This is a genomic window from Microcella alkaliphila (genome assembly GCF_004216855.1).
GTDB lineage: Bacteria > Actinomycetota > Actinomycetes > Actinomycetales > Microbacteriaceae > Microcella > Microcella alkaliphila.
Genome location: NZ_SGXT01000014.1, coordinates 264,308 through 288,484 on the forward strand (window position 1 = coordinate 264,308; position 24,177 = coordinate 288,484).

Annotated in this window: 26 protein-coding genes and 1 pseudogene; 17 read left to right on the forward strand and 10 right to left on the reverse strand. The window is 69.5% G+C overall.

Translation table 11 applies throughout. The features are described from left to right. Positions 1-120: 120 nt before the first annotated feature. Positions 121-1,560: a MocR-like transcription factor YczR gene (gene yczR, locus EV140_RS06965; RefSeq protein WP_130282378.1), complete on the reverse strand. Its 1,440-nt coding sequence runs from the start codon at positions 1,558-1,560 to the stop codon at positions 121-123. Positions 1,561-1,621: 61 nt separating this feature from the next. Here yczR and yczE point away from each other — a divergent pair, with 61 nt between their 5' ends. From yczE to EV140_RS06980, 3 genes are all read left to right on the forward strand, one after another. Continuing rightward, entirely contained in the window at positions 1,622-2,320 is a 699-nt protein-coding gene (yczE, locus tag EV140_RS06970) for a membrane protein YczE (protein ID WP_130282380.1), read from the forward strand. A gap of 314 nt (positions 2,321-2,634) precedes the next feature. Further along, the gene (locus tag EV140_RS06975; protein ID WP_130282382.1) at positions 2,635-3,441 is read left to right on the forward strand and encodes a DUF4097 family beta strand repeat-containing protein; all 807 of its coding nucleotides are present in this window, start codon (positions 2,635-2,637) and stop codon (positions 3,439-3,441) included. Beyond that, on the forward strand, positions 3,438-4,136 hold the full coding sequence (locus EV140_RS06980; RefSeq protein ID WP_241971339.1) for a PadR family transcriptional regulator: 699 nt from the start codon (positions 3,438-3,440) through the stop codon (positions 4,134-4,136). Before EV140_RS06975 ends, EV140_RS06980 begins: the two co-directional genes overlap by 4 nt. Positions 4,137-4,148: 12 nt before the next feature. On the opposite strand, the gene EV140_RS06985 is transcribed toward EV140_RS06980, so the two are convergent. Next, positions 4,149-4,805, reverse strand: a complete 657-nt coding sequence (locus EV140_RS06985; RefSeq protein ID WP_130282384.1) for a hypothetical protein — start codon at positions 4,803-4,805, stop codon at positions 4,149-4,151. Positions 4,806-4,856: 51 nt separating this feature from the next. On the opposite strand from EV140_RS06985, the gene EV140_RS06990 reads away from it, so the two are divergent. Together EV140_RS06990 and EV140_RS06995 are read left to right on the forward strand one after the other, a co-directional pair. Next, positions 4,857-5,162 (forward strand): fluoride efflux transporter FluC, encoded by a 306-nt coding sequence (locus EV140_RS06990; protein WP_130282386.1) that lies wholly within the window; start codon positions 4,857-4,859, stop codon positions 5,160-5,162. Next, positions 5,159-5,542, forward strand: a complete 384-nt coding sequence (locus tag EV140_RS06995; protein ID WP_198674369.1) for a fluoride efflux transporter FluC — start codon at positions 5,159-5,161, stop codon at positions 5,540-5,542. Before EV140_RS06990 ends, EV140_RS06995 begins: the two co-directional genes overlap by 4 nt. Here the strand turns inward: EV140_RS06995 and EV140_RS07000 are convergent. Continuing rightward, positions 5,539-6,639, reverse strand: a complete 1,101-nt coding sequence (locus EV140_RS07000; protein WP_130282388.1) for an NAD(P)-binding domain-containing protein — start codon at positions 6,637-6,639, stop codon at positions 5,539-5,541. The two genes, EV140_RS06995 and EV140_RS07000, sit on opposite strands and share 4 nt — an antisense overlap. Before the next feature lie 158 nt (positions 6,640-6,797). Here EV140_RS07000 and EV140_RS07005 point away from each other — a divergent pair, with 158 nt between their 5' ends. Continuing rightward, on the forward strand, positions 6,798-6,989 hold the full coding sequence (locus tag EV140_RS07005) for a DUF3073 domain-containing protein (RefSeq protein WP_096419779.1): 192 nt from the start codon (positions 6,798-6,800) through the stop codon (positions 6,987-6,989). 64 nt (positions 6,990-7,053) lie between these two features. Here the strand turns inward: EV140_RS07005 and purM are convergent, their stop codons facing one another. Continuing rightward, the gene (gene purM / locus EV140_RS07010; RefSeq protein ID WP_130282390.1) at positions 7,054-8,160 is read right to left on the reverse strand and encodes a phosphoribosylformylglycinamidine cyclo-ligase; all 1,107 of its coding nucleotides are present in this window, start codon (positions 8,158-8,160) and stop codon (positions 7,054-7,056) included. Positions 8,161-8,266: 106 nt separating this feature from the next. Between purM and purF the strand changes: the two genes are divergently transcribed. Further along, positions 8,267-9,724, forward strand: coding sequence for an amidophosphoribosyltransferase (purF, locus tag EV140_RS07015; protein WP_130282391.1), 1,458 nt, complete (start codon positions 8,267-8,269; stop codon positions 9,722-9,724). Here the strand turns inward: purF and EV140_RS07020 are convergent. Together EV140_RS07020 and EV140_RS07025 are read right to left on the reverse strand one after the other, a co-directional pair. Continuing rightward, positions 9,721-10,131 carry a hypothetical protein gene (locus tag EV140_RS07020; protein WP_130282393.1) on the reverse strand — a complete coding sequence of 137 codons (411 nt, stop codon included), beginning with the start codon at positions 10,129-10,131 and terminating at the stop codon, positions 9,721-9,723. The genes purF and EV140_RS07020 overlap by 4 nt on opposite strands. 4 nt (positions 10,132-10,135) lie before the next feature. After that, complete coding sequence (locus tag EV140_RS07025) at positions 10,136-10,513, reverse strand: sterol carrier family protein (protein WP_130282395.1); 378 nt, start codon at positions 10,511-10,513, stop codon at positions 10,136-10,138. A 64-nt stretch (positions 10,514-10,577) separates the two neighbouring features. Here EV140_RS07025 and purD point away from each other — a divergent pair, with 64 nt between their 5' ends. The 5 genes from purD (at position 10,578) to EV140_RS07050 (ending at position 15,016) form a co-directional block, all read left to right on the forward strand. Beyond that, a complete protein-coding gene (gene purD / locus EV140_RS07030) occupies positions 10,578-11,837 on the forward strand; it encodes a phosphoribosylamine--glycine ligase (RefSeq protein WP_130282397.1) in 1,260 nt (419 codons plus the stop codon). Continuing rightward, positions 11,834-12,721 carry a phosphoribosylaminoimidazolesuccinocarboxamide synthase gene (locus EV140_RS07035; RefSeq protein ID WP_130282399.1) on the forward strand — a complete coding sequence of 296 codons (888 nt, stop codon included), beginning with the start codon at positions 11,834-11,836 and terminating at the stop codon, positions 12,719-12,721. Before purD ends, EV140_RS07035 begins: the two co-directional genes overlap by 4 nt. Before the next feature lie 69 nt (positions 12,722-12,790). After that, positions 12,791-12,928 (forward strand): hypothetical protein, encoded by a 138-nt coding sequence (locus EV140_RS13320; protein WP_198674370.1) that lies wholly within the window; start codon positions 12,791-12,793, stop codon positions 12,926-12,928. A gap of 364 nt (positions 12,929-13,292) precedes the next feature. Then, positions 13,293-14,213: a VOC family protein gene (locus tag EV140_RS07045; RefSeq protein ID WP_241971340.1), complete on the forward strand. Its 921-nt coding sequence runs from the start codon at positions 13,293-13,295 to the stop codon at positions 14,211-14,213. An 11-nt stretch (positions 14,214-14,224) separates the two neighbouring features. Then, the gene (locus EV140_RS07050) at positions 14,225-15,016 is read left to right on the forward strand and encodes an SGNH/GDSL hydrolase family protein (protein WP_130282401.1); all 792 of its coding nucleotides are present in this window, start codon (positions 14,225-14,227) and stop codon (positions 15,014-15,016) included. Positions 15,017-15,074: 58 nt separating this feature from the next. Here EV140_RS07050 and EV140_RS07055 read toward each other — a convergent pair whose 3' ends face one another. Next, positions 15,075-16,184, reverse strand: a complete 1,110-nt coding sequence (locus EV140_RS07055; RefSeq protein ID WP_130282403.1) for a mechanosensitive ion channel family protein — start codon at positions 16,182-16,184, stop codon at positions 15,075-15,077. 115 nt (positions 16,185-16,299) lie between these two features. Here EV140_RS07055 and purS point away from each other — a divergent pair, with 115 nt between their 5' ends. The 5 genes from purS (at position 16,300) to purL (ending at position 21,213) form a co-directional block, all read left to right on the forward strand. Then, a complete protein-coding gene (gene purS, locus EV140_RS07060) occupies positions 16,300-16,566 on the forward strand; it encodes a phosphoribosylformylglycinamidine synthase subunit PurS (RefSeq protein ID WP_130282405.1) in 267 nt (88 codons plus the stop codon). Between the two features lie 2 nt (positions 16,567-16,568). Next, positions 16,569-17,264: a phosphoribosylformylglycinamidine synthase subunit PurQ gene (purQ, locus tag EV140_RS07065; RefSeq protein WP_130282520.1), complete on the forward strand. Its 696-nt coding sequence runs from the start codon at positions 16,569-16,571 to the stop codon at positions 17,262-17,264. Between the two features lie 5 nt (positions 17,265-17,269). Continuing rightward, the gene (locus EV140_RS07070; protein ID WP_130282407.1) at positions 17,270-17,809 is read left to right on the forward strand and encodes a DUF3817 domain-containing protein; all 540 of its coding nucleotides are present in this window, start codon (positions 17,270-17,272) and stop codon (positions 17,807-17,809) included. A 65-nt stretch (positions 17,810-17,874) separates the two neighbouring features. Further along, on the forward strand, positions 17,875-18,687 hold the full coding sequence (locus EV140_RS07075) for a CPBP family intramembrane glutamic endopeptidase (protein WP_130282409.1): 813 nt from the start codon (positions 17,875-17,877) through the stop codon (positions 18,685-18,687). A 207-nt stretch (positions 18,688-18,894) separates the two neighbouring features. Next, the gene (purL, locus tag EV140_RS07080) at positions 18,895-21,213 is read left to right on the forward strand and encodes a phosphoribosylformylglycinamidine synthase subunit PurL (protein ID WP_198674371.1); all 2,319 of its coding nucleotides are present in this window, start codon (positions 18,895-18,897) and stop codon (positions 21,211-21,213) included. On the opposite strand, the gene EV140_RS07085 is transcribed toward purL, so the two are convergent. From EV140_RS07085 to EV140_RS13490, 3 genes and pseudogenes are all read right to left on the reverse strand, one after another. Continuing rightward, positions 21,210-22,712 carry an aminopeptidase P family protein gene (locus tag EV140_RS07085; RefSeq protein ID WP_130282411.1) on the reverse strand — a complete coding sequence of 501 codons (1,503 nt, stop codon included), beginning with the start codon at positions 22,710-22,712 and terminating at the stop codon, positions 21,210-21,212. The genes purL and EV140_RS07085 overlap by 4 nt on opposite strands. Before the next feature lie 39 nt (positions 22,713-22,751). Continuing rightward, positions 22,752-23,732, reverse strand: coding sequence for an ATP-binding protein (locus tag EV140_RS07090; RefSeq protein ID WP_241971351.1), 981 nt, complete (start codon positions 23,730-23,732; stop codon positions 22,752-22,754). Then, positions 23,733-24,089: pseudogene (locus EV140_RS13490) on the reverse strand (GNAT family N-acetyltransferase); the annotation flags it as partial. Positions 24,090-24,177 lie beyond the last annotated feature (88 nt).

Genomic DNA, 24,177 nt, shown 5'->3' on the forward strand with positions numbered 1-24,177 from the left:
AAGAGCCGCATGCAATGCTCGTCAGCATCCCAGCAGTTACTGGACATTGCCAAAGCGGCGCGTGAGTGCGCGCCGCGAATTCGACCGATCGGTCAGTGGTCCTTGCGCCCGGCGTGCCGCCTACACGACCGCATCGACGAGGGCGTCGCTCGTCGCCGGGCGGTGCGAACCGCTGTCGAGTCGCTGCCAGGCGCGCTCGAGCCCGTCAACCGCGCGGCGAATCAGCGGCTCGGGGTAGCAGAACGGCAGGCGCACATAGCGTTCGAAGGCGCCGTCGACGCTGAAGCGGGGGCCGGCGCCGATTTGGACGCCTTCTGCCCGCGCGACGAGGGCGAGTTCGCTCGCGACAGGGCGGCCGAGGTTCGTCCAGAGCACGAGCCCGCCCTCGATCTGCGGCAGCCGCCAGTCGGGCAGCTGGGCGGCGAGCAACTCGCGCAAAAGCGCCTCCCCGCTGCGCAGCTGCGCACGCCGCTCGCCGACCAACTCGTCGTAGCGCGGCAAGAGTTCGAGCAGGAGAAGCTGCTCCAGGGTCGGCGAGCCCAGGTCGCCGGGCGGGCGGGCGCGAGCAAGTTCGGCGATGGTGTCGCGGTCAGCGCGGATCCAGCCGAGGCGAATGCCGCCCCAGACGCTCTTTCCGACCGAGCCGACCGTGATGATGCGGGGGCTGTGCACGGCCATGGGCTGACGGCTCACACCGTCGACGGCAAGGTCGGCCATCGTCTCGTCGACGATGAGCCGCGTGCCGTGGCGGTCGGCGAGGGCCGCAAGCCGAGCACGCTGCTCATCGGGCATGATGCGGCCCGTCGGGTTGTGCACGTCGGGCATGAGGTAGGCGAGGCTCGGCGCCGAGCGGGGAAAGAGCTGGGCGAGGGCATCGTCATCCCACCCGGCATCGGCGCTGACGGGCACCCCGACCAGTCGCGCTCCGGCCGCGGTCAACGCTTCGAGCGCGTGCGGGTAGCTCGGGTTCTCCACGAGGGCACGGTCGCCGCGGCCGATGAGTGCGGTCGCGATTAGCGCGATGGCGTGCTGCGCGCCGAGGGTGATCAACATCTGATCGGGCGATGTCGGAAGCCCGCGGGCGGTGTAACGGTCGGCGAGCGCCGCGCGCAGCTCGTCGAGGCCGAACAGGTCGAAGCCGGCGAGGCCGAGGTGGTGAGGCAGCCGCTGTACCGCGGCGGCTGCCGCGTCGACGACGGCAGGCAGGGCGGGCAGCGTCGCCTTGGAGAAATCGAGGAGGTCGGGGCGGTCGACGATGTCGAAGGCGGGTACATCGCCCGCGGGAAGGGCCGCCACACTGCCCGAGCCGCGGCGGCTGACGAGGTATCCCAGCTCGCGGAGGCGGGCGTAGGCCGCCGCCACCGTGGTTCGGCTGACGCCCTCATGGTCGGCGAGCTGCCGCTCGGCCGGGAGGCGCGCGCCGAGGGTGATTCGTCCGTCGAGGATCAGTAGGCGAACCCGATCGGAGAGCGCCTGAGCGAGGGTGCCGCTGTGCGCACGCCAGTCGCCAAGTTGGGCGCTGAGCGCGCGCGCGGTGAGCGTGGTCGTCGCGGTCGCCATGTGGCCACGATAGCGCGATTGGCCTCTTGTGAACAGGCCAATACTGCTGTGGACTGGGCGCATGACCTCGACGACCGCAGCGACGACCCCCGCGCGCCCCGTGCATCCGGCGCGCCGCTGGTCGCAGTTGCTCGTCGGCTTGGTGCTTTACGGCGTCGCGATCGGGCTCATGATCAGCGCCAACGTGGGCCTCGACCCGTGGACGGTCTTCGCGCAGGGGTGGTCACGCACCGTCGGTATTCCGATTGGCATCATGACGGTACTGATTGGCATTGGCGTGCTGCTGCTCTGGATCCCCCTGAAGCAGCGCCCCGGTATCGGCACGGTGCTGAACGTCATCGTGATCGGCCCCGTCATCGACCTGACACTGCTCGTGGTCGACACCCCCGATGCGCTCATCGCGCGCTGGGTGGTGTTCCTCGGCGGGCTGGCGCTGCTGGCCCTCGCGACCGGGCTGTACATCGGCGCCGGCTTCGGCCCGGGGCCCCGCGACGGCCTCATGACCGGCGCGCACGCGCGGTTCGGCTGGCCCGTCTGGGCGGTCCGCACGGGCGTCGAGGTCACCGTGCTGGCCACCGGCTGGATGCTCGGGGGCACGGTTGGGCTCGGAACGGTCGCCTTCGCCCTGCTCATCGGCCCCATGGTCGGCGTCACGCTGCCGCGCCTGCGTCTCCCTGAGGCACCTCGACGCCAGCGCGGAAGCGTGCGCAGCACGGACGCGAGTCACCCGGTACCGGGCGGGACGGGAGGGGGAGCATGACGGTCCTCATTGCACTCGCGGCCCTCAGCACGTGGGCGATCGTCGCGACGGTCGAGTTGGTTGGTCGGGACGGCTACGGGCGCATCCCCACGCGCACCGGCTAGCATCCAGTCTCCGCCGCGGGGTGCTCCGCGCGGCGGGCGACCCGGTTCAGGCGGGTCGCACCCGTCGGGGGTGAGGGTTCCAGGCCTCACCCCCGCCGGTCTTTTCGCGCGACCCTTGCGCGGGATCAAAACGCGATATATCGTGTCTTGCACGGACGCGATATATCGCGAGATGAGCATCCCGGGTGGGACCGCCGAAAGGAGCCGCGCATGGCGCAAGAAACCTGGATCGTCAGCGATCCGACCACGATCGACCTCGAGCTCGTGCGCAGTGTCAAGGTGGGCCTCATCGGGGGGCAGGTGGACATCGTCGCCCACGACGAGCCCGGCGCGCGCATCGAGGTGCACGGCGTCACCGGCCGCGACCTGAAGATCGCACTCGACGGCGACCGGCTGGTCGTCGACCACCTCGACAAGCGCTGGACCGAGTTTCTCGACATGTTCCGCAGCTACCGCGGCTCGTCGAAGGCCGAGGTCAGCATTCTCGTTCCACGCAGTGCCGCCCTCACGTTCGGCGTCGTGACGGCGACCGCGCTGATCAGCGGCTTGCACTCCGACGTGTCGGTCAGCACGGTCAGCGGCGACGTCGTCGTCGACGGCGTCGCCGGCGACCTCAGCGTCAACGCCGTCAGCGGCGAAGTGTCGGTGCGCGGCCACCACGGCGACGTGTCGGCGAAGACCGTGTCGGGTGACCTGACGGTCAGCGGCGAGGTGTTCCGGTTCCGGGGCAACACCGTCTCGGGCGACACCTTCGTCGACCTGCACGGGCTACCCGACATGGTCTCGCAGAAGAGCGTCAGCGGCGACCTCACCGTGCGCCTCGATGCGGGCGTGCCCACGCAGTACCGCATCACCACGCTGTCGGGCGCGCTACAACTCGACGATGCGCGCGTCACCGGCGTGCGGGGGCAGTACGAGGGCCGCTTCGGCGAGCTGCACGGGCGCTTCACCGAGGTGGTGGCGAGCACCGTGTCGGGCGACGTGTCGGTCGTGCACGCGGAGCGGGTCGCGTCGTGACCCCGCCCGTCTTCGGCCACGGCCACCTGCGCCTCTACCTGCTGTCGGTGCTCGAGGAGCGCGACATGCACGGCTACGAGATCATCCAGGCCATCAGCGACCGGTTCGGTGGCACCTACGTGCCGTCGGCCGGCACGATCTATCCGCGGCTCGCGAAGCTCGAGGCGGAGGGCCTCGTCACGAAGGCCGACGCCGACGGACGTCGCACCGTCTACTCCCTGACGGGCGCAGGTCGCGCCGAACTCGACGCGCGCCGGGCTGAGCTCGACTCGATCGAGGAGGGGGTGGGCGACAGTGTGCGTCGCCTCGCCGACGAGGTGCGGGCATCCGTGTCTGACGCGATGGCAAGCCTGCGCGCCGAACTCGCCGCAGCGGCGCGCGACGCCCGCGACGACGCGCGCGGCGCAGCGTCGGCGGCGAACGATCGGGCGCGGGATGCGCGGCGCGCGGCGGACGCGCCCGACGCGCCCCGGGCATCCACGACACCGCCGCCGAGCGGCACGACGGAGGTGCGCTCCGAGTCGCGGGCGCAGCTGGCCCGGGCTGAGGCGCTGCTCGCCGACTTCCGTCAGGAGGTGCGGGCTGACCTGCGTCGCGCGATCGCGGCCGGACGCCCGCTAGACGCGGCCGCCGTCGACGCGCTCGCGGCGGGGCTCACGTCGCTGCGCGCCGACCTCGGAGCTCAGCTGCCCTAGCCGCCGGCGCGCTTAGTCGCCCGCGGCCCACTCGACGGGCAGGTAGAGGTCTTGCACCCGGTCGGCGGTGGCGGTGTGGTCGTTGCGCGTGTAGATGCCGCATTCGACGACTGCGCAGTCGACGGCGTCGTCGGCGGGGGGCCCGACGAGCAGGTAGGCGGTGAACGAGCCGGAGTCGCGGTCGTCGAAGGCGCGCGCGCCGAAGATGCGCCAGGCGAATTCGTTGTTGATCCAGTTGGAGGGCGCCCACTGCACGCTGCCCTCGTCGAGTTCGTCTTCGGTCTGGTCGGGCACGCCGCCGAGGCAGGGGCCGGGGCGCCCGTCGAGTTGGGCCGGGATCGCGCAAATGGCGACGTAGATGCCCCGGTTCGGCACATAGCCCTCACCGGTCACGACAATGCGGTCGCCTTCGGCGATCGCGGCGAGATCGACGGCGCCGCCTGATTCGCTCGCCGCGCTGAGCGTGCGCGTCAGCCCGTCGTCGCCGGTGGCCGTCACCGTGGTGGGGAATCCGTCGACTCGGGCCTGACCGCTCGACCCCTGCGGCGCGTGGAAAAGGATCGGCAGCGCGACCGACGCCACGAGGCCGCCCAGGGCAAGCGCGACGACGCCGGTGATGAGCCACCCCCACCGCACGGGTCGGCGGCGAGGCGGGCGGCGCGAGCGCATATCGCCAGTCTACGAGGTGGGCTGCCGCGCCTGGCTAGGCTCGGCAGCATCATGGATGCTGGCCCTCCGCGCCCGGCGACGGCCCACCCGCTGTCGCCCGCAACGGTGCTGGCTGTGCTGGTGTGTGGATTCGTCGGCACCGGCCTGCGCCTCGGCGTGGACCTCGCGATCGCACATGAACCTCAGCAGCTCGCGCTCAGCACCCTGGTCGTGAACGTGGTCGGGTCGTTCCTGCTGGGCCTTCTGGTCGCCGCAACCTGGCGGCGACTTCCGGGGTGGGCCCGCGCGGGCATCGCGCTTGGCCGGCGGCTGTGCCCCGACGGGTCGACGCCGCTGACCGACGGGAGCGACGAGTGACCCCCGGCCTCGTGCTCGCGGTGGCGGCGGGCGGTGCGCTGGGCGCGGTGCTGCGCTACCTCACGACGGTGGCGCTCGCCGGACGAGAGCAGCCCCCGGGTCCCGTGGTGCTCGTCAACATCGTGGGGTCGCTCGTCTCGGGTGTCGCGATCGGCGCAATCGAGGATCCGGTCGTGTTGCTCGTCGTGGTGACGGGCTTCTGCGGAGGCCTCACGACGTTCAGCACCCTGAGTGTCGAGACGGTGCAACTGGTAATGGACGGCCGCGCGAAACGCGCCGCCGGTGGGATGCTCGTCAACCTCGTCGCGGGAACCCTCGCCGTCGCGCTCGGCGCCGTCCTCGGTGGGATGCTCGGCGCGATGCCGGGAGCGGCGGGTTAGCGGCCGATGCGGCTGAGTTGCGCCACAACCTGGCGGGCAATATTGCGCCCCGCGCGGTTGGCCCCGCTCGTGGATGCGGCCGGCCCGTACCCGGCGAAGAACAGGCGCGGGTCGCGGGCGACGCGGTAACTGTCGACCGTGACGCCGCCCTCCTTTTCGCGCAGCTTGAGCGGCGCGAGGTGCCGCAACTCGGGCCGGAACCCGGTCGCCCAGATGATGGCGTCGGCGCGCTGGACGCTGTCGTCGGGAAAGCGCACGCCGTCCGCCTCGATGCGGGCGAACATCCCGCGCGTTTCCAGGATGCCTCGCTCAATCGCCGCTTGGATCTTGCGAGTGCGTGGCACCCCCGTGCCGCTGACGATGCTCGGCAGGGCGCGGCCGGCGCGCGCCGCCTCGTCTTGCATGCCCACCGCCTTCTCTGCCCCCTCGACGTCGAGCTCGGCGCCGTCGAGGAACTCGGGCGGGCGGCGCGTCGCCCACGTGATCGAGTTCGCCACGCCCTCGAGCTCAAGGATGAAGCCGATCGCGGAGGTGCCCCCGCCGACGACGACCACATCCTGCCCCTCGAAGTCACGCGCATCCGTGTAGAGATTCGTGTGCACGTGGCGGCCGGTGAAATCGCGCAGTCCCGGGTAGTGCGGCACGAACGGGGCGCCCCAGGTGCCGGTGGCGTTCACGATGGTCGCGCCGCGCAGCTCGAGCTCGCCGGCCTCCGTGTCGAAGGTGACGAGCAGGTCCTTGCCGAGGTCGGTGACGCTCGTCACGTCGGCGGGGCGCACCACTTGCAGCCCGTAGTGCTCCTCATAGGCGGCGTAGTACTCTTCGACGACGTCGCGCGCCGGCACGCTGTGGTCGGCGGTCGAGAAGCTGAGGCCGAGCTCGTCCATGCCGGGCAGATCGTTGACCTTGTGGGCAGAGCCGAGCTTCAGGGCCTCCCAGCGGTGCTGCCAGGCGCCCCCCGTCGAGGGGCCGCGGTCGAGCAGCACGAACTCTTCACCCGGTTCGAGGCCGAGACGGCGGAGGTAATAGGCGACGCTGAGTCCGGCCTGGCCCGCCCCGATGACGATGCACGAGGTGCTGAGGTCGGCGTCCGTCACCCGTTCTACGGTAGTCGTTCGCCCTTTGCCGCCGCTTGGTGCGCGCCCGATCTGAGGAGCGCTCCGTGGTAGAGTGCTCGCTAGTCTTTATCCAGTCCCACGTCGGCGCTGTTCCGCGGAATTTCCGCCCGCCGACCAACCTGTGAGGGGGGTCACGTATGGGGCGCGGTCGCCAGAAGGCAAAGCACACCAAGGTGGCGCGAGAGTTGAAGTACTTCAGCCCGAACACCGACCTGACTCAGCTTGAGCGTGAGCTCGCTGCGAAAGAAGACGACCCGTACGTCGACAAGTGGGCCGACCTGGTCGACGACGACGAAGACGACCTCGACGAGACGCCGCGCACGGCGTAACGCGCACCAAACGACCTACGTAGGGCCCGCTTCGGCGGGCCCTACGCGTTAGCGCGTGAGCGGCTTAGCTCGCGTAGCCGCCGACGAGGCGCACGGCGCCGCCGTCGACACCCTTGGCGCCCTGCTCGAATCCATTCAGCTCGCGTGAGGCCGTCGACACGACACCGACCTGCCAGGTGGGCAGGCCCCGGGTGGTGAGGGCGGCGGTGATCGCGGACGCGTGCTCGGCGGGAACGACCGCGAGCATCCCGAGCCCGAGGTTCCACGTGCCCTCGGTCGATTCGAGGCTGTCGCCCGCGAGGTCGGCGAGCACACGGAAGACGGCGGGCGGGCTCCACGTCGACCGGTCGACCTCGACCCACGCGCCCTGCGGCAGCACGCGGGCGAGGTTCGCCGCGATGCCCCCGCCAGTCACGTGGCTGAGCGCGTGAATGGCACCGGGATGCTCGCGCAGCGCCTCGAGGATCGGCCCCGTATACAGCCGCGTCGGCTCGAGCAGTGTGCGCCCCACGACCCCGCCGAATTCGGCCAGTTCGTCGTGGAACGAGATGGAGCGCTGCGCGAGGATGTGCCGCACGAGCGAGAAGCCGTTCGAGTGCAGGCCCGAGCTCGCCATGGCGAGCACGACGTCGCCGTTGGTGACCCGCTCGGGGCCGAGCACCTCGTCGGCCTCCACCACGCCGACCGCGGCGCCGGCGACGTCGTAGTCGTCGGGGCCGAGGAGGCCCGGGTGCTCGGCCGTCTCGCCGCCGACGAGCGCGGTGCCGGTCGCGGCACACGCCTCAGCGATGCCGCGCACGATGTCGGCGATGCGCTGAGGGTGAACCTTGCCGCAGGCGATGTAGTCGGTCATGAACAACGGTGTCGCGCCGACGACGACGATGTCGTCCACGACCATGGCCACGAGGTCCTGCCCAATGGTGTCGTGACTGTCGAGCGCCTGGGCGATCGCCACCTTCGTGCCGACGCCATCAGTGCTCGTGGCAAGCAGGGGCTTGCGATACGCGGTGAGCGCCGAGGCGTCCCAGAGGCCGGCGAACCCGCCGACCCCGCCGAGCACGTTCGGGCCGTGGGTGGCGGCGACGGCCGACTTCATGAGTTCGACCGCGAGGTCGCCCGCAGCGGTGTCGACTCCGGCGGCGGCGTAGCTACTCGATGCGCTCTCGGTCACCCGTCAAGCGTATCGGCGGCGGCGTGCGCGGATGAGCGCGTGTGCGAGACTGGAGCCGACCCGCTCGGGTCGATTCCCCGGTCTTTCCAGGAGCGCGCGAAACTCCATGTGCGGCATCGTCGGCCTCGTCTCGTCGGGCCCCGTGAATCAGCAGGTCTACGACGCCCTGGCGTTGCTTCAGCACCGCGGCCAAGACTCCACCGGCATCGCGACCGCCGAGGGGCGCGTGCTGCACATGACGAAGGCGAAAGGCCAGGTGCGCGAGGCATACCGCACGCGCGACATGCGGAGCCTGCTCGGCACGATGGGGCTCGGCCACGTGCGCTACGCCACGCGCGGCACCGCGTCCAGCGAAGAGGAGGCGCAGCCGTTCTACGTGAACGCGCCGTACGGCATCATCCTCGTGCACAACGGCAACCTGACGAACACGCGTGAGCTCACCCGCGAACTGAACGACGTCGACCGTCGACACCTCAACACGAACTCCGACACCGAGCTGCTCGTCAACGTGCTCGCCCACGAGCTGCAGCAGCAGGTGCTCGGCAACGAGCTGTTTCCCGAGCAGGTGTTTGCCGCGATCTCGCGGGTGCACGAGCGCGTCGAAGGGTCGTACGCCGCGATCGCCCTTATCGCCGGTCAGGGGCTCTTGGCCTTCCGCGACCCATTCGGCATCCGGCCGCTCGTTCTCGGCCGTCGCACCTCGGGTCTTGCCGGTGATGAGTGGGTCGTGGCGAGCGAATCACTCGTCCTCGAGGCCGGCGACTACGAGGTCGTGCGTGATCTCGCCCCCGGCGAGGCGGTCTTCATCACCCCCGACGGTCAGATGGAGTCGCGCCAGTGCGCCGCGAACCCCCGCCTGATCCCCTGCTCGTTCGAGTACGTGTATCTCGCCCGCCCCGACTCGGTCATGAACGGCATCTCGGTCTACGAGGCGCGGCTGCGCCTCGGCGACCGGCTCGCGAACACGATCGCGCAGTACGCACCGACCGGCAACATCGACGTCGTCATGCCGATTCCCGACTCATCCAGGCCCGCCGCCATGCAGGTGGCCCAGAAGCTCGGCATCGAATACCGCGAGGGCTTCTACAAGAACCGCTACGTCGGCCGCACCTTCATCATGCCCGGCCAGGCGGAGCGCAAGAGGAGCGTCAAGCAGAAGCTGAACGCGATGTCGAGTGAGTTCCGCGGCAAGAACATCCTGATCGTCGACGACTCGATCGTGCGCGGCACCACCTCTCAGGAGATCGTCGAGATGGCGCGCGCGGCCGGGGCGAACGAGGTCACCTTCACGTCAGCCGCGCCGCCTGTTCGGTACCCCCACGTGTACGGCATCAACATGCCCACCTCGCGCGAACTCGTCGCACACGGCCGCAAGATCCCCGACATCGCGCGTGAGCTTGGCGCCGACCATCTCATCTACCAGGAGGTCGCCGACATGCAGGCAGCGATCGTCGAGGGCACCGACATTACCGAGCTCGAGATGAGCTGCTTCACGGGCGACTACGTCACGGGAACCGTTAGCCCCGAGTATCTCGAGTGGGTCGAGGCGAACCAGAACAGTTAGCGGGGGTCTGCCGCCTCGCCGGTCGCGTCCGCGCTGTCGACGTCTCCGGCAGCAGGATGCTCGGCGCCGGTCTCATCCTCCAGCTCACCCTCGATGGGCACCGGATCGACAACCTCGTGCACAGCCTCCATCGTGCGGGCACGCTTGCGCGACACCCGATCAAGAGTGATGCCGATAATCGCTCCGACGACGACCCCCGCGGTGATGCCGTACAGCGAGAAGTAGGCGACGAGCGTGCCGAGCCCCACCTGCGACGTGGGGTCACTCGGCACCGACACGGTTGCGGTCAGGGTCGCCAGAAACCCGAGGAACCCGCCGACCACCATGAAGGCGCCGATCTTGGGGGCGCGCCGCACGCTCAACTGCTGGCGCTCTCCGGGCTCCGGCGCGGGGGTCTGGTCGCTCACGCGCCTATTGTGGCCGATTCACCTGGGCGATCGGGAACAGGTGCGCGAGGTCGCTGCGCGATCCGGATGCCTGGATGCGTGCATCCCGAACAGCACCGCCCCACGTCGCCTGCCCGGTGGCGAGCGCGATCAGGGTGCGCGCATCCATTTCGACGACGTTCGGCGGGGTTCCGCGGGTGTGCCGCGGGCCCTCGATGAGCTGGACGGCCCCGAACGGGGGGACGCGCACCTCGACGCTGCGACCGGGATGCTCGTCGCCGAGCACCTGGAGCACGTAGCGGCTGGCCGTCGCCAGCGTCGTGCCGTCGGCGGCGTCGAGGTCGGCGAGCGCCGCCTGGATGGCGGCTTCTCCGTCAGGCTGCGGGATGCGCGGGCGGGGCATGCGACGAGGCTAACGGCCCGCTACTGGCCGCGCTCGCCCCGTGCGGCCTCGGTAGGCTGACCGCGTGAAGATTCTCGTTCTCGGCTCGGGTGCCCGCGAGCACGCCATCATCACCGCATTGCTCAGCGAGGAGGCCGACCACGAGATCGTGGCTGCCCCCGGAAACGCGGGCATCGCCGAGGCGGTCGAGACCGTCGCGCTCGACCCGACGAAGGGTGCCGTCGTCGCCGACTATGCGATCGAGAACGGCATCGAGTTGGTGGTGGTCGGTCCGGAGGCTCCGCTCGTGGCGGGGGTCGCCGACGCCCTGCGCACACGCGGCATCGCCGTGTTCGGCCCGAGCGCGAAGGCCGCCCAACTCGAAGGGTCGAAGGCGTTCGCGAAGCGCATCATGGAGGCCGCCGGGGTCCCGACCGGGCGGGCACTGCGGGCGGCGACCATCGCCGACGTCGAAGGCGCGCTCGACGCCTACGGAGCCCCCTACGTCGTGAAGGCCGACGGGCTCGCCGCCGGCAAGGGCGTCATCGTCACCGACGACCGCGCCGCCGCGGTCGCGCACGCCGAGCACTACCTGCAGCAGGGCGGGGTGCTCGTCGAGGAGTTCCTGTCGGGGCAGGAGATCAGCCTGTTCCTGCTCAGCGACGGCTCGACGGTCGTGCCGCTCAGCCCCGCGCAGGACTACAAGCGCATCGGCGAGGGCGACACGGGCGCGAACACTGGCGGAATGGGCGCGTACTCGCCGCTGCCCTGGGCGCCGGAGGGTCTCGTCGACGAGGTCATCGCCAGCGTCGCGCAGCCCACGATCCGTCAGCTTGCCGCCGAGGGCACACCCTTCATCGGGCTGCTCTACTGCGGTCTGATTCTGACCGACACGGGCGTTCGCGTCATCGAGTTCAACGCGCGCTTCGGCGACCCTGAGACGCAGGTAGTGCTGCCGCGGCTCACCACACCGCTCTCGACGCTGCTGTTCGCCGCCGCGACGGGAACCCTCGCGAGCGCCCCCGCACCCGAGTTTTCGAGCGACGTCGCGGTGACCGTCGTGCTGGCGAGCGAGGGCTACCCCGACACCCCACACACCGGACGGCCGCTGACGGGCCTGGCCGAGGCGGCCGCTGTGGAGGGCGTGCACCTCTGCCACGCAGCGACGGCATACGTTGACGGTGGCTTTGTCGCGACCGGCGGCCGTGTGCTCAGCGTCGTCGCCACCGGACCCGACTTCACCGTAGCCCGCGAGCGCGCCTACCGCGCCATCGACCTCATCGGGCTGGAGGGCGGCCAGGTGCGCCGCGACATCGCCGCCCGGGTGGACCCGGCCGCCTCATGACGACGGGGCACGCCGCCGACACCCTCGACCTACCGGGGTGGGTACACGCGTACAGCGGCAAGGTGCGCGATCTCTATATGCCGGAGGGCGCATCCAGCCTCGCGGAGTCCGACCGCGTTCTGATGGTCGCGAGCGACCGGGTGAGCGCTTTTGACCACGTGCTCGAGCCGGGCATCCCCGGTAAGGGCGCCCTGCTGACGCAGTTGAGTCGGTGGTGGTTCGCGCAGCTGCCGATCGCCAACCACCTCGACCCGCAGGGCGTCGTGCCCGACGCCGTGGCCGACCGCGCCGTCGTCGCGCGGCGCCTTCGCATGCACCCCGTGGAATGCGTCGTGCGCGGCTACCTCGTCGGCAGCGGCTGGGCCGAGTACCGCGAACGCGGCACCGTTTGCGGCATCGCGCTGCCAGCCGGGCTGACGAATGGCGACCGGCTGCCCGAACCGATCTACACGCCGGCGTGGAAGGCGCCGTACGGCGAACACGACGAGAACATCACGTTCGAGCGATCGGTCGAACTGGTCGGGGCGTCCGTCGCCGAGGCACTGCGGGATGCGTCGCTCGCGATCTTCACGCGGGCCTCGGCGGTCGCCGAGTCACGCGGCGTGATCCTCGCCGACACGAAGTTCGAGTTCGGCGACGACCCGGAGACGGGCGAGCTCACCCTCGCCGACGAAGTACTGACGAGCGACTCGTCGCGGTACTGGGACGCGACGCTGTACGCCGCGGGCGGCCCCGACCGCCTGGCGAGCTTTGACAAGCAGATCGTGCGCGACTGGCTGGCCGCCAACTGGGACGGCTCCGGGGTTTCGCCGCGCCTGCCCGTCGAGATCGTCGAGCGCACGGCGGCCCGCTACCGCGAGCTGATCGACCGCCTGACCGCGTAGGCGACCGGCGCACTGTGCTTCCTGCACCGCGAGCGCCCCACACCGCGCTTCCGGCACTGCGGGCGCCCCGTGCTGCGTTTCCGACACCGCGGATGGCCCCGTCCTGCGCCCACGCCCATCAGCACCACGGCTATCGCCACCGTCACCGTCACCGCCACCGCCACCGCCACCGTCACCGCCACCGCCACCGCCACCGCCACCGCCTGAGCATGTGTGAACAATTTCGTGCGAATTGTCACTAGTGGTCGAATGCGAGTGACCGAAACGACCACAAGTGCACACTCGCGGGCATGAATGCACGGTCGGGCTTTCGTGCCGCATACGTGTGCGGCTCACGCACCGCAGGCCACCCGCTCGCGTCGCCACGCGGAGCTACACCGGCACGGCGCGCAGACACACGCGTGAGTTTGCACTCGTGATCAAGATCGGGCGGGTGAGACGACCACAACTGCACACTGGCCGGCATGGATGCACGGGGTACCGCAACGAGGATGCCCGCGCCCCGGCTCTCTACGCACCCGGCACCGAGAACCCCACGGAATACCCCGGGGGTGTACGGCGTTACCCCGGCATGTCCGATCAGCTCCACGCTGCCACTGCGCGCACCCTGCCCGCCGACTTGACGATGGGCGCGGTCACTCTCGACGTCGCGAACCTCGACGTGATGACCGCCTACTACCGCGACGCCGTCGGCCTGGCGGTGCTCGCGGACGACGCCGACACGGTGACGCTCGGCCGACCGGCGAACGTCGCCAACACCGGCGCGGGCACCGTCGTCACCGCGGCCAAGCCCGCCGTCGTGCTGCGTCACAGCCCGGCGATGCGGCACGCGGGCCCCCGCGAAGCGGGGCTGTTCCACACGGCGATCCTGTTCGAGACGCGCGCCGCTCTCGCCTCCGCGGTGTACCGCACGGCGACGGCGCATCCCGAACGATTCACGGGTTCGGCCGACCATCTCGTCAGCGAGGCGTTCTACTTCGACGATCCGGAAGGCAACGGTGTCGAGCTGTACTGGGATCGCCCCCGCGACACCTGGCAGTGGTCGGGCGACCGCGTGTCGATGGCGAGCCTGCCGCTCGACCCAAACGCGTTCTTACGCGAACACCTCACCGAGGACGAGCTCGACCACCCCACCTCCGGTGCGGTCGGCCACGTGCACCTCTCGGTGGGCGACGTCGACACGGCGCGCTCCTTCTATTCGGGCACACTCGGCTTCGACATCACGGCCGAGCTTGGCAACCAGGCCGTGTTCATGAGTGCGGGCGGCTACCACCACCACATGGCGATGAATGTGTGGCGCAGCCGTGGAGCCGGGCGCCGGCAACCCACCCTCGGGCTCGGTCTCGTCGACATCGTGCTGCCATCGGCCGACGCCGTCGGCGCCCTCACCGAACGGATGCGCGACCACCGCATCAACGTCGCGAACGACGGGCAGACAGTCAGCGTCGGCGACCCGTGGGGGAACCGGCTGCGCGTCACCGCGACCCCCTAGACTCGGGCGCCGTGAGCAATCCGCACGACCAGCCCGACAAGCCGACGTTCACGCGCGACGGCCTTGCTGTCAGCCGCGCCGTCGCGCTCGCGCTCGCGCCCGTGATCGTGCCGCAGTCTCGTGAGCTACGTGAGCGCATCCCCGTCCTGCCGGAGGCGCCCGGCCCGTGGCGCGGAGCCGCCGGCGACAGGGGCGACGACAACCCCATCCGGATGCTCGTGCTCGGCGACTCGACGGCGGCCGGCGTCGGCGTTGACGACGCGAATTTCGGGCTCGGCGGCCAACTGGCGCGTGCGCTGAACGAGGCGACGGCGCGTCGGGTGTTGTGGCGTGCATCCGGTCGGTCGGGGGCGACCGCGCGCGACCTGATTGCCCGCCACCTGAGACCGGCGCTGCGCGAGAAGACGACGCTCGTCTTCCTCAGCGTGGGCGCCAACGACGCGCTCGCGGTGCGCAGCGCCCGCGGGTTCCGGCGCGACATCGAGCACATCGTCGGGAAGGTGTTCGGCGCGCACCCCGAGGCCGTGCTGCTCATGTCGTCGCTGCCCGCGTTCTTCCGGTTCCGCGGGCTGCCCGAGCCGCTGCGCTCGACCCTCTACCGTCACTCGCAAGCGCTCGAGCACGAGGCGCGCGAACTGATCGACGCGCACCCGCGCGCGCACATGTCGCCGCCCCCGCCTCCGTACACCGAGGGGTTTTTTGCGGTCGATGAGTTCCACCCCGGCGCGCAGGGCTACCGCGAGTGGGCCGACTTCGCGATCGCCGACGCGCTCACCTCGCCGGTCGGCACGCTGCTGCGGTAGATGCCGAGCTGCGGTCGACCTGGCCCTGACCGGCGCGGTGCGCTGACCCACGCGAGCGCTACTCGGCGCCCGCGTCCTCCGCACTCTCGATCGCGCTGACCTCGGCATCTCCGCCCCCGCCGATGACGCGCTGGCCCGGCAGCGCCTCGGGCGCCTCGTTGCGCACCCACGAAACGAGCTGCTCGCGCACGAGCACGCGGAGGTCCCACAGCGTGGGAGCGTCGGCCGCGCTGACGAGCACACGCACCTCGATGCGGCCGCCGGTCGCGTCGGTGACGGCGACGTTCGCGACGCGGCCGTCCCACAGGGGGGTGCCGGCCAGGATGTCGTCGAGTTTCGCGCGCATCGCGTCGACGTCGAGGCGCCAGTCGAGGTCGAGCATGATCGCACCGATGAGGTCGCTTGTCTGACGCGTCCAGTTCTGGAACGGCGTCGTCGCGAAGTAGACCGACGGCAGCACCATGCGGCGCTGGTCCCACAGCTTCACGACGACGTAGGTCAGGGTGATCTCTTCGACGCGGCCGAACTCCTCCTCGACGATGACGACGTCGTCAATGCGGATCGCGTCGCTGAACGCCAACTGCATTCCGGCGAACACGTTCGACAGGGTCGACTGCGCGGCAAGACCCGCGATCACGGAGGCGAGGCCCGCCGAGGCCAGCAGGCTCGCGCCCGCCGCCTGCGCCCCCGGGAACGTCAACAGCGCCGCCGCCACGGCGATCAGCCCGACCACGACCACGACGATGCGGCGCACGAGCAGCAGCTGCGTCTGCATGCGCCGCGCGACCCGGTTGTCGTCGACGGTGATGTCGTAGCGCCGCAACACCCGCTCGAACATGAGGCGCACGATCGCGGTGATGAACCACGCCGCCGCCAGAATCACCAGGATGCGGAAGGTCTGATTGATGATCGGCCGCCAACCCGCCTCCACGACCGCCGCGGGCAGCGTCAGCGAGATGGCGATCCACACGCCGATGAGGCCAAGCAAAACCCGTAGCCGACGCCGCGGCGGGCCGAACGTTGCGTAGGCGCCCGCCCACTTGCGCGAGGCGATGCGGGCGCCGAGGGCGAGCATCCCGGTGACAACGATGACGATGCCGAGGGCGATGGCGACGGCGAGCCCGAGGCCCGTCCAGCTCTGCCAGGTGAAGTCGTCGACTGCGGGCACGTGAGCCTCCCGTTCCGGGTTCCTGATCGGTGGTCGTCGGTCGGTCAGGCCACCGTAGCCGCGCCGGTAGAGTGAATGCTGACCCCACCCGCTGCCGCGCATCCGAGGAGCCGCCGTGCCCACCATCGTCGTCGAGGTCATGCCGAAGGCCGAACTGCTCGACCCGGCCGGCAAGGCCGTCGCCGGGGCGATTCACCGCCTGGGCGAAAACCGCATCACCGACGTTCGCCTCGGCAAGCGCTTCGAACTGCACGTGGATGGCGAGGTTGACGACGCCCTCCTCGACACGGCGCGCCAGCTGGCCGCCGACCTGCTCTCGAACGGCGTCATCGAAGACGTCGTCAGCGTGCACGTGGCCCAGACCGTCACCGCGGGCGCGTGACCATGCGCGTCGGAGTCGTCACCTTCCCCGGGTCGCTTGATGACCGCGACGCGATGCGCGCCGTGCGCCTCGCGGGGGCAGAGCCGGTTGCGCTGTGGCACGGCGAGCACGACCTGAAGGGGGTCGACGCGATCGTCTTGCCCGGCGGCTTCAGTTACGGCGACTACCTGCGCGCTGGCGCGATCGCGGCCCGCTCGCCGATCATGGCCGAGGTCATCGACGCGGCGAACGGCGGGATGCCCGTGCTCGGCATCTGCAACGGCTTCCAGATCCTCGTCGAGGCACACCTGCTGCCCGGCGGGCTGATTCGCAACGACCACGGCGACTTCATCCGCCGCGACCAGCGCCTGCGCGTCGAGTCGACCGCCAGCGCCTGGACGAACGGCTTCACCGAGGGGCAAGAGATCGTGATCCCGCTGAAGAACGGCGAGGGCGGCTACATCGCCGACGAGACGACGCTCGACCGGCTCGAGGGCGAGGGGCTCGTCGCCTTCCGCTACCTCGACGTTAACCCGAACGGCTCGCTGCGCGACATCGCGGGCCTGCGCAACGAGCGCGGCAACGTGGTCGGCCTCATGCCGCACCCCGAGCACGCCGTCGAGGCGGGCTTCGGCCCCGACACAACGAGTGCGATGCGCTCCGGCACCGACGGGCTGACGTTCTTCACATCGGTGCTCAAGCAGAGCGTGCTGAACTAGGGGTCATGACCACCGACGCCTCCCCGGCGCCTGCCGCGCCGTCCTCCCCCGCTGGCTCGCCCCGTGCATCCCGTGTGACACCGAAGAGGCTCTATCGCGTGCTCGCGATCGCCGAGGCGATCACGTGGACGCTCCTGATCGGCGGCCTCATCATTCGCGCGGTCGTCGGCCGCGACGACGGCGCGATCTTCGTGACGATCGGCGGCAGCATCCACGGGTTCGTGTTCCTCGCCTACGCGGCGACCGCCGTCTTGACCGCGGTGAACCAGCGCTGGGGCATCAAGATCGGGATGCTCGCGGTCGTCACCGCGATCGTCCCGTACGCGACGATCCCCTTTGACATCTGGGCGCACCGCACGGGTCGTCTCGAGGGCGACTGGCGGCGCGAGGAGACGGACGACCCGCGCGATCGCGTGTGGTTCGACCGCCTCGTGCGGTGGATGCTGCGGCACCCCTACCTGCTCGGCACCCTCATCGTGGTCGGCGTCGTGGTGCTGTACGTCGTGCTGCTGACGATCGGGCCGCCGATTCCGAAGGCCGACTGACGCCTCATCCACAATCCGCCGCGCGACGGATGCCCTGATCACGGCGACCCTGGCAGGGTGGACGGATGCGCTCGATCCTCATCTTTCTTGCCATCGCGTTCGGACTGAGTTGGCTTATCGCCCTGCCACTGTGGTTTGGCGACGGGCTCGCTAGCCCCTTCTTCGGGCTGGTGGCGCTCGCGATGATGGCCACGCCAGCGATCGCCGCGCTCATCGTCGTGTTTCTTGTCGACAAGCCCGCGCGGAAGGCCGCCGCTCTGGGCCTCTGGCCGATCGGACGCCCGGGCCGTTTCATCGGCTACCTGGCGCTGGCGCTCGTCGTGCCGGTGGTGCTGATCCTGGCCGCGCTGCCCATCGGCGCACTCTTCGGCGTCTACCCGGCCGACTTCGTGAACTTCAGCGGCTTCCAAGAGATCACCGAAGCGCAACTGGCCGCGACGGGAGCGCCCGCGTTGCCCATCCCGATCGGCGTGCTCGTCGCGCTGCAGTTCGTCAACGTGCTGATTGGCGCGTTCATCAACCTGATTCCCGCACTCGGGGAAGAGCTCGGCTGGCGTGGCTGGCTGCTGCCGAAGCTGCTGCCGCTCGGAGTCACCCCGGCAATCCTGCTGTCGGGCCTCATCTGGGGGCTGTGGCACGCACCACTCGTGCTGCTCGGCTACAACTACCCGACAGCGCCGGGCTGGCTCGGTCTCGTGATGATGTGCGGCATGTGTGTCGTGGTGGGCGCCGTGTTCAGTTGGCTGCGCATCCGTTCGGGAAGCGTCTGGGCACCAGCGCTCGTGCCGCTCGTGCTCATCATCGTGCTCGCCGCGACGGGGCAGTTCCGCCCGGCGCCGACGCCCGACGCGCAGCCGGAGCCGGCGACGAGCCGCTGACCGCGGCTACCGGTTGATCGCGCCGCCCAGCAGGAACGCGCCGGCAAAGACCAGCACGGCGATGATCGCAAAGATCCACAGGGTCGACGCCTTCATGCCGCCAGCGTACGCGCGGCGCGTTACGGCGCGATGACGCCGGTCAGCCGAGAGCTTCCCCGCCGATAGGATCGGAGCATCCGCCCGCCGCCTGCTAGGAGCGCCCTGCCCGTGAGCGAGAACGTCGCGCCCGCCATCCCCCAGCCCGACACGGTCGAGAACGCGATCGCGACGCCCGACAAGCACCAGCCGTATGACGCGCTGGGCCTGAAGGCCGACGAGTACCAGCAGATCCGCGAGATCTTGGGCCGCCGCCCGACGAGCGGCGAACTCGCCATGTACTCGGTCATGTGGAGCGAGCACTGCTCGTACAAGTCCAGCAAGGTGCACCTGCGTCAGTTCGGCCAGAAGGTGTCGGACGAGATGCGCGAGCACCTCATGGTCGGCATGGGCGAGAACGCCGGCGTCGTCGACATCGGCGAGGGCTGGGCCGTCACGTTCAAGATCGAGAGCCACAACCACCCGAGCTACATCGAGCCCTTCCAGGGTGCGGCGACCGGCGTCGGCGGCATCGTGCGCGACATCATCTCGATGGGCGCCCGCCCCGTCGCCGTCATGGACGCCCTGCGCTTCGGCGCGATCGACCACCCCGACACCGCGCGCGTGCTGCCTGGCGTTGTGAGCGGCATCAGCTTCTACGGCAACTGCCTCGGCCTGCCGAACATCGGCGGCGAGACGTGGTTTGACCCGGTGTACCAGGCGAACCCGCTCGTGAACGCGCTCGCGGTCGGGGCCCTCCGCCACGAAGACCTGCACCTCGCCAACGCCCGCGGCGTCGGCAACAAGGTCGTGCTGTTCGGCGCCCGCACGGGCGGCGACGGCATCGGCGGCGCGTCGATCCTCGCCTCCGACACATTCAGCGAGGGCGGGCCGACCAAGCGCCCCGCCGTGCAGGTGGGCGACCCGTTCGCCGAGAAGGTGCTCATCGAGTGCTGCCTCGAGCTCTACCGCGAGGGCCTCGTCGAGGGCATCCAAGACCTCGGCGCCGCCGGCATCTCGTGCGCGACCAGCGAGCTCGCCTCGAACGGCGATGGCGGCATGGTCATCGACCTCGACGCCGTGCTGTTGCGCGACCCGAGCTTGACCGCCGAAGAGATCCTGATGTCGGAAAGCCAGGAGCGCATGATGGCCGTCGTCGAGCCGTCGAAGCTCGACGCGTTCCTCGCCGTCACCGCCAAGTGGGACGTCGAGACCAGCGTGCTCGGCGAGGTCACCGACACGGGCCGCCTCGTCATCCACTGGCGCGGCGAGAAGATCGTCGACGTCGACCCGCGCACCGTCGCGGTCGACGGCCCCGTGTACAACCGGCCTATGCAGCGCCCCGAATGGCTGGATGCGCTCAACGCGGATTTCGCGCGCGCCCTGCCCCGCGCATCCGACGATTCTGAACTGCGCGCCCAGGCGCTGCGGGTACTCGGCGGGCCGAACCAGGCCGACGCGAGCCTCATCACCAATCAGTACGACTACTACGTCATGGGCAACACGGCGCTCGCGATGCCCGACGACGCGGGCATGATCCGCATCGACGAAGAGAGCGGGCTCGGCGTCGCCCTCGCCACCGACGCGAACGGCCGCTACTGCCAGCTCGACCCCTACGCGGGCGCGCAGCTCGCGCTCGCCGAGGCGTACCGCAACGTCGCGGCGACCGGCGCGAGCCCCCGCGCCGTGAGCGACTGCCTGAACTTCGGCAGCCCCGAGAACCCCGAGGTGATGTGGCAGTTCGCCCGCGCCGTCGAGGGTCTCGCCGATGGCTGCCTCGAGCTCGGCATTCCGGTGACGGGCGGCAACGTGTCGTTCTACAACCAGACCGGCGAGGTGCCGATTCACCCCACCCCGGTCGTCGCCGTCATGGGCGTCATCGACCACGTCGACCGGCGCCTGCCCTCGGGCTGGCAGGACGAGGGCGAGAACCTCTACCTGCTCGGCGTCACCCGCGATGAGCTCGACGGTTCGGCGTGGGCCGGCGTCATTCACGACCACCTCGGCGGCGTGCCCCCGCTCGTCGACCTCGACGCCGAGAAGAACCTCGCGGGCCTCATGGCCGCCGCCGCGGAAGAGGGCCTCGTCACGAGCGCCCACGACCTCAGCGACGGCGGGCTCATGGTCGCGCTCGCCGAGGGAGTCCTCCGCTTTGGCGTCGGCGCCCGCGTCTGGCTCACCGAGTTCATGGAACGCGACGGACTCGACGTCACCGCCGCTCTCTTCGCCGAATCGGGCGCGAGGATGCTCGTCTCCGTTGCGCGCGAAGACGACGTCAAATTCCGTGGCCTGTGCGAGGGGCGGCTCGTGCCCGTGACCCGCATCGGGGTCACTGATGCCGAGGTCGACGGGCTAGAGCTGCAGGACCGCTTCACCCTCAGCCACGCCGAACTGCACCACGCCCACCGCGACACGCTGCCGGCACGGTTCGGAGCCGTCGTCGGGGGCTAGGCCCGCTCCATCCACTTCTCGATTTCGCTCGCGGTGCGAGGGAAATCGGCAGACAGCAGTTCGCAACCGTGCTCCGTGAGAAGCACGTCGTCCTCGATGCGCACTCCGATTCCGCGAAACCGTTCGGGCACGCTGAGGTCGTCCTCGTGAAAGTAGAGCCCCGGCTCGATGGTGAAGACCATGCCCGGTTCGAGTACACCGTCGAGGTAGACCTGTTGGCGGGCGAGTGCGCAGTCGTGCACATCAAGTCCGAGGTGGTGGCCGGTGCCGTGGATCATGAATCGACGATGGTACTGCGCCTCCTCATGGAGGGAGTCTTCGGCGCTCACCGGAATCAGCCCCCACTCGCTGACATGGTGAGCGATCATCCGCATCGCGGCGTCATGCATGTCTCGGAAGCGGGCTCCCGGCTTCGCCGCCTCGCGTGCGGCATCCGCAGCCTCCAACACGGCATCGTAGACCTGGCGCTGCATGTCGGTGAAGGTGCCCGATATCGGAACAGTACGTGTGATGTCGGCGGTGTACAGGCTGTCGACCTCAACACCCGCATCGAGGAGGAGGAGGTCTCCCCGACGAATGGGCCCATCATTGCGAGTCCAGTGCAGGGTGCACGCGTGCGACCCCCCGGCGACGATCGTTTCGTACCCGACGCCGTGGCCCTCCGCTCGTGCCCGCCGATAGAACGCGCCTTCCACGAGTCTCTCTCCCCGGTCGTGGTCGATGCAGTCACGCAGCTGGCCGATGACGTCGTCGAAGCCTCGCTGCGTTGCGGCGACAGCGCGACGCAACTCGGCAATTTCGAAGGTGTCTTTCACGAGGCGCAGCTCGCTGAGCACCTGAGCGAGGCGCTCATCATCGTCTCGCGGAACCGTGCCGCGCTCCGCGTCACGCCCGGTGCGCACGCTCTCACGCCGGCGATCGACCACAGCGGTCACCGTCGGGTCTGCGTTCCTCAGCACCGCGATGTCGCCCTCCCACGACTCGAGGGCTCCGTCGAATTCATCGAGAGGCCGGGTGTCCATTCCGAGGTCACCGGCGACCTGCTGAAGAGTGGGTCGACGACCAGTCCAGAGTTCGCCGACCTCATTGTTCGCATAGAACTCGTCGGAGTCGTGCCCGGAGGATGGTCGAAAGTACAGGATGGCGCGATGGCCCCCGACGATTGGTTCCAGCACAAGAATCGACCCAGCGACGGTGTCTGACCCCCATGCGGTGAGATACGCGAAACCGGAGTGCGGGCGGTACGTGTAGTACTGGTCATTCGCGCGGACCGACTGTGATCCCGCCGGCACGATCACGGTCACACCCTCAAAGGCTGGAGACAGCCTGGCGCGGCGCCTCTGTGCGAAAGCGGCAGCGTCTCGCTGCGCCCCAGGTTCGACCGATGCCTCGGCCCAACCCTGCTTGATGTAGTCGCGAAATGTATCTGACGTTGGAGTGGTGGAACGATTACGGCTCGTCAGAGGAAGAGGTTCTCGTGCGGTCTGATTGTCGTTCATGCTGGCCCCTGTCGGCGTAGTGATGGAAATCGAGTGGTGTCAGATTCGGGCGTAGGAGCGAATGTCCGCCTGAAATTCAGTGAGCGTCGTCTCCGACACCGTCGGCCGAGTGTGCCGGATCGCATCCACATAGGCAGCCGTCTGCGGCGTCACCCGTCGCCCTGTCGAGTCGTCGCACTGCATGGCAGCATCGAACGCTCGTTGCGCGGCCTTTCGAGCAGCAAACTCGATATCTGCGGGCGAGAATCGCTCGCTGCTCTGCGCCAGCGTGTCAACGTCGATGTGAGCGGCACCCTTCGGCAGATAACGGCGCCACATCGCTTTCCGCGCCTCAAGATCCGGTAGACCGATAGGAATGACGTAGTCGAAGCGGCCGTGCCGTAGTAGCGCGTCGTCAAGATGACGAATGAAATTGGTGGCGCAAATCAACAGGCGTCCCTCGCGCTCGCGAAACGCCGGTATCGACTTGAGCAACTCATTCGTCACGCTGTGTGACTGTGTAGGGCGTGCCGCATCGCGTCGTGCGGCGACCTCGTCCACCTCATCGATGAACACGACCGCATGCTCCAGTTCTGCGATGTCGAGAAAACGGGCGCGCAGAGCCCCGGCGAGTCCGGCGGCGTCACTCGCCAAGCGTGAGGGATGCAGTTCGACGAAGGGCCAACCCAGACGGCTGGCGATCGCTCGTGCAAACGACGTCTTCCCCGTACCGGGGGGGCCGAACAGGACGACCGCTCGCGGCGGGTGCACGCCGTACTCCTCGGCCAGGTCAGCGTGTGCGAGCGGGTCGATGAGCCGGCTTTCGATGAGCGCCTTCTCGTCCGCCATTCCCGCGAGCCGCTTCCACAGATCCCGCGGCAGGAGCGCGCCACCAAGCGATGTGAGTGGCTCGAGACTGGAGCGATGCACCGGCACCTGACGATCGAAGTACCAGAGAGGTATTTCGCCCGTGTAGTCGCTGTTGCGAAAGGCCTTGAGTCTGTTCTCCGACTGGGGCAGCAACGCCGACAGACGAAACACGTTGCGCGTTGCGAGACGCGCTTCGAGCCCGGTCAGCAGGGCGCTGCCGAGACCCTGATCGCGCACGGCGGGGTCCTGCGCAAACAACAGGATCCATGCTCGATCGCCGTCGACCCGCGCGACTGCCGCCCCGATGACCCTGCCCCCATCCGTCACAACGACCCCGAGACCGTCGTCACAGGCCGAAACCGTCTCCGCCAGCGTGTACACAGGGTTCCGCTGATCGGAGGTCCATTCACGCCAGACCCGAACCACTCCCTCAAGGTGGTCAGGTCGATAGTCGCGGACGTTCCAGGTCTCCTGACCGGATGACGACTCTGTCATCGCCACGGAGGGCGCGTCCATCGTTGTCGACATCGTTCAGTCGTATCCGAGGATGATGATTTGCGACGTGAGCACCTGCGTGAGGGCGAGTGATTCGCCGTCGGGTGCATCCGAAGGGGCA

Bases quoted from the DNA above. Each gene is read 5' to 3' on its own strand.
- yczR (WP_130282378.1), bottom strand. From the start codon at position 1,560: ATGGCGACCGCGACGACCACGCTCACCGCGCGCGCGCTCAGCGCCCAA.
- yczE (WP_130282380.1), top strand. From the start codon at position 1,622: ATGACCTCGACGACCGCAGCGACGACCCCCGCGCGCCCCGTGCATCCG.
- EV140_RS06975 (WP_130282382.1), top strand. From the start codon at position 2,635: ATGGCGCAAGAAACCTGGATCGTCAGCGATCCGACCACGATCGACCTC.
- EV140_RS06985 (WP_130282384.1), bottom strand. From the start codon at position 4,805: ATGCGCTCGCGCCGCCCGCCTCGCCGCCGACCCGTGCGGTGGGGGTGG.
- EV140_RS06990 (WP_130282386.1), top strand. From the start codon at position 4,857: ATGGATGCTGGCCCTCCGCGCCCGGCGACGGCCCACCCGCTGTCGCCC.
- EV140_RS07005 (WP_096419779.1), top strand. From the start codon at position 6,798: ATGGGGCGCGGTCGCCAGAAGGCAAAGCACACCAAGGTGGCGCGAGAG.
- purF (WP_130282391.1), top strand. From the start codon at position 8,267: ATGTGCGGCATCGTCGGCCTCGTCTCGTCGGGCCCCGTGAATCAGCAG.
- EV140_RS07025 (WP_130282395.1), bottom strand. From the start codon at position 10,513: ATGCCCCGCCCGCGCATCCCGCAGCCTGACGGAGAAGCCGCCATCCAG.
- EV140_RS07035 (WP_130282399.1), top strand. From the start codon at position 11,834: ATGACGACGGGGCACGCCGCCGACACCCTCGACCTACCGGGGTGGGTA.
- EV140_RS07045 (WP_241971340.1), top strand. From the start codon at position 13,293: ATGTCCGATCAGCTCCACGCTGCCACTGCGCGCACCCTGCCCGCCGAC.
- purQ (WP_130282520.1), top strand. From the start codon at position 16,569: ATGCGCGTCGGAGTCGTCACCTTCCCCGGGTCGCTTGATGACCGCGAC.
- EV140_RS07070 (WP_130282407.1), top strand. From the start codon at position 17,270: ATGACCACCGACGCCTCCCCGGCGCCTGCCGCGCCGTCCTCCCCCGCT.
- EV140_RS07075 (WP_130282409.1), top strand. From the start codon at position 17,875: ATGCGCTCGATCCTCATCTTTCTTGCCATCGCGTTCGGACTGAGTTGG.
- EV140_RS07085 (WP_130282411.1), bottom strand. From the start codon at position 22,712: ATGAACGACAATCAGACCGCACGAGAACCTCTTCCTCTGACGAGCCGT.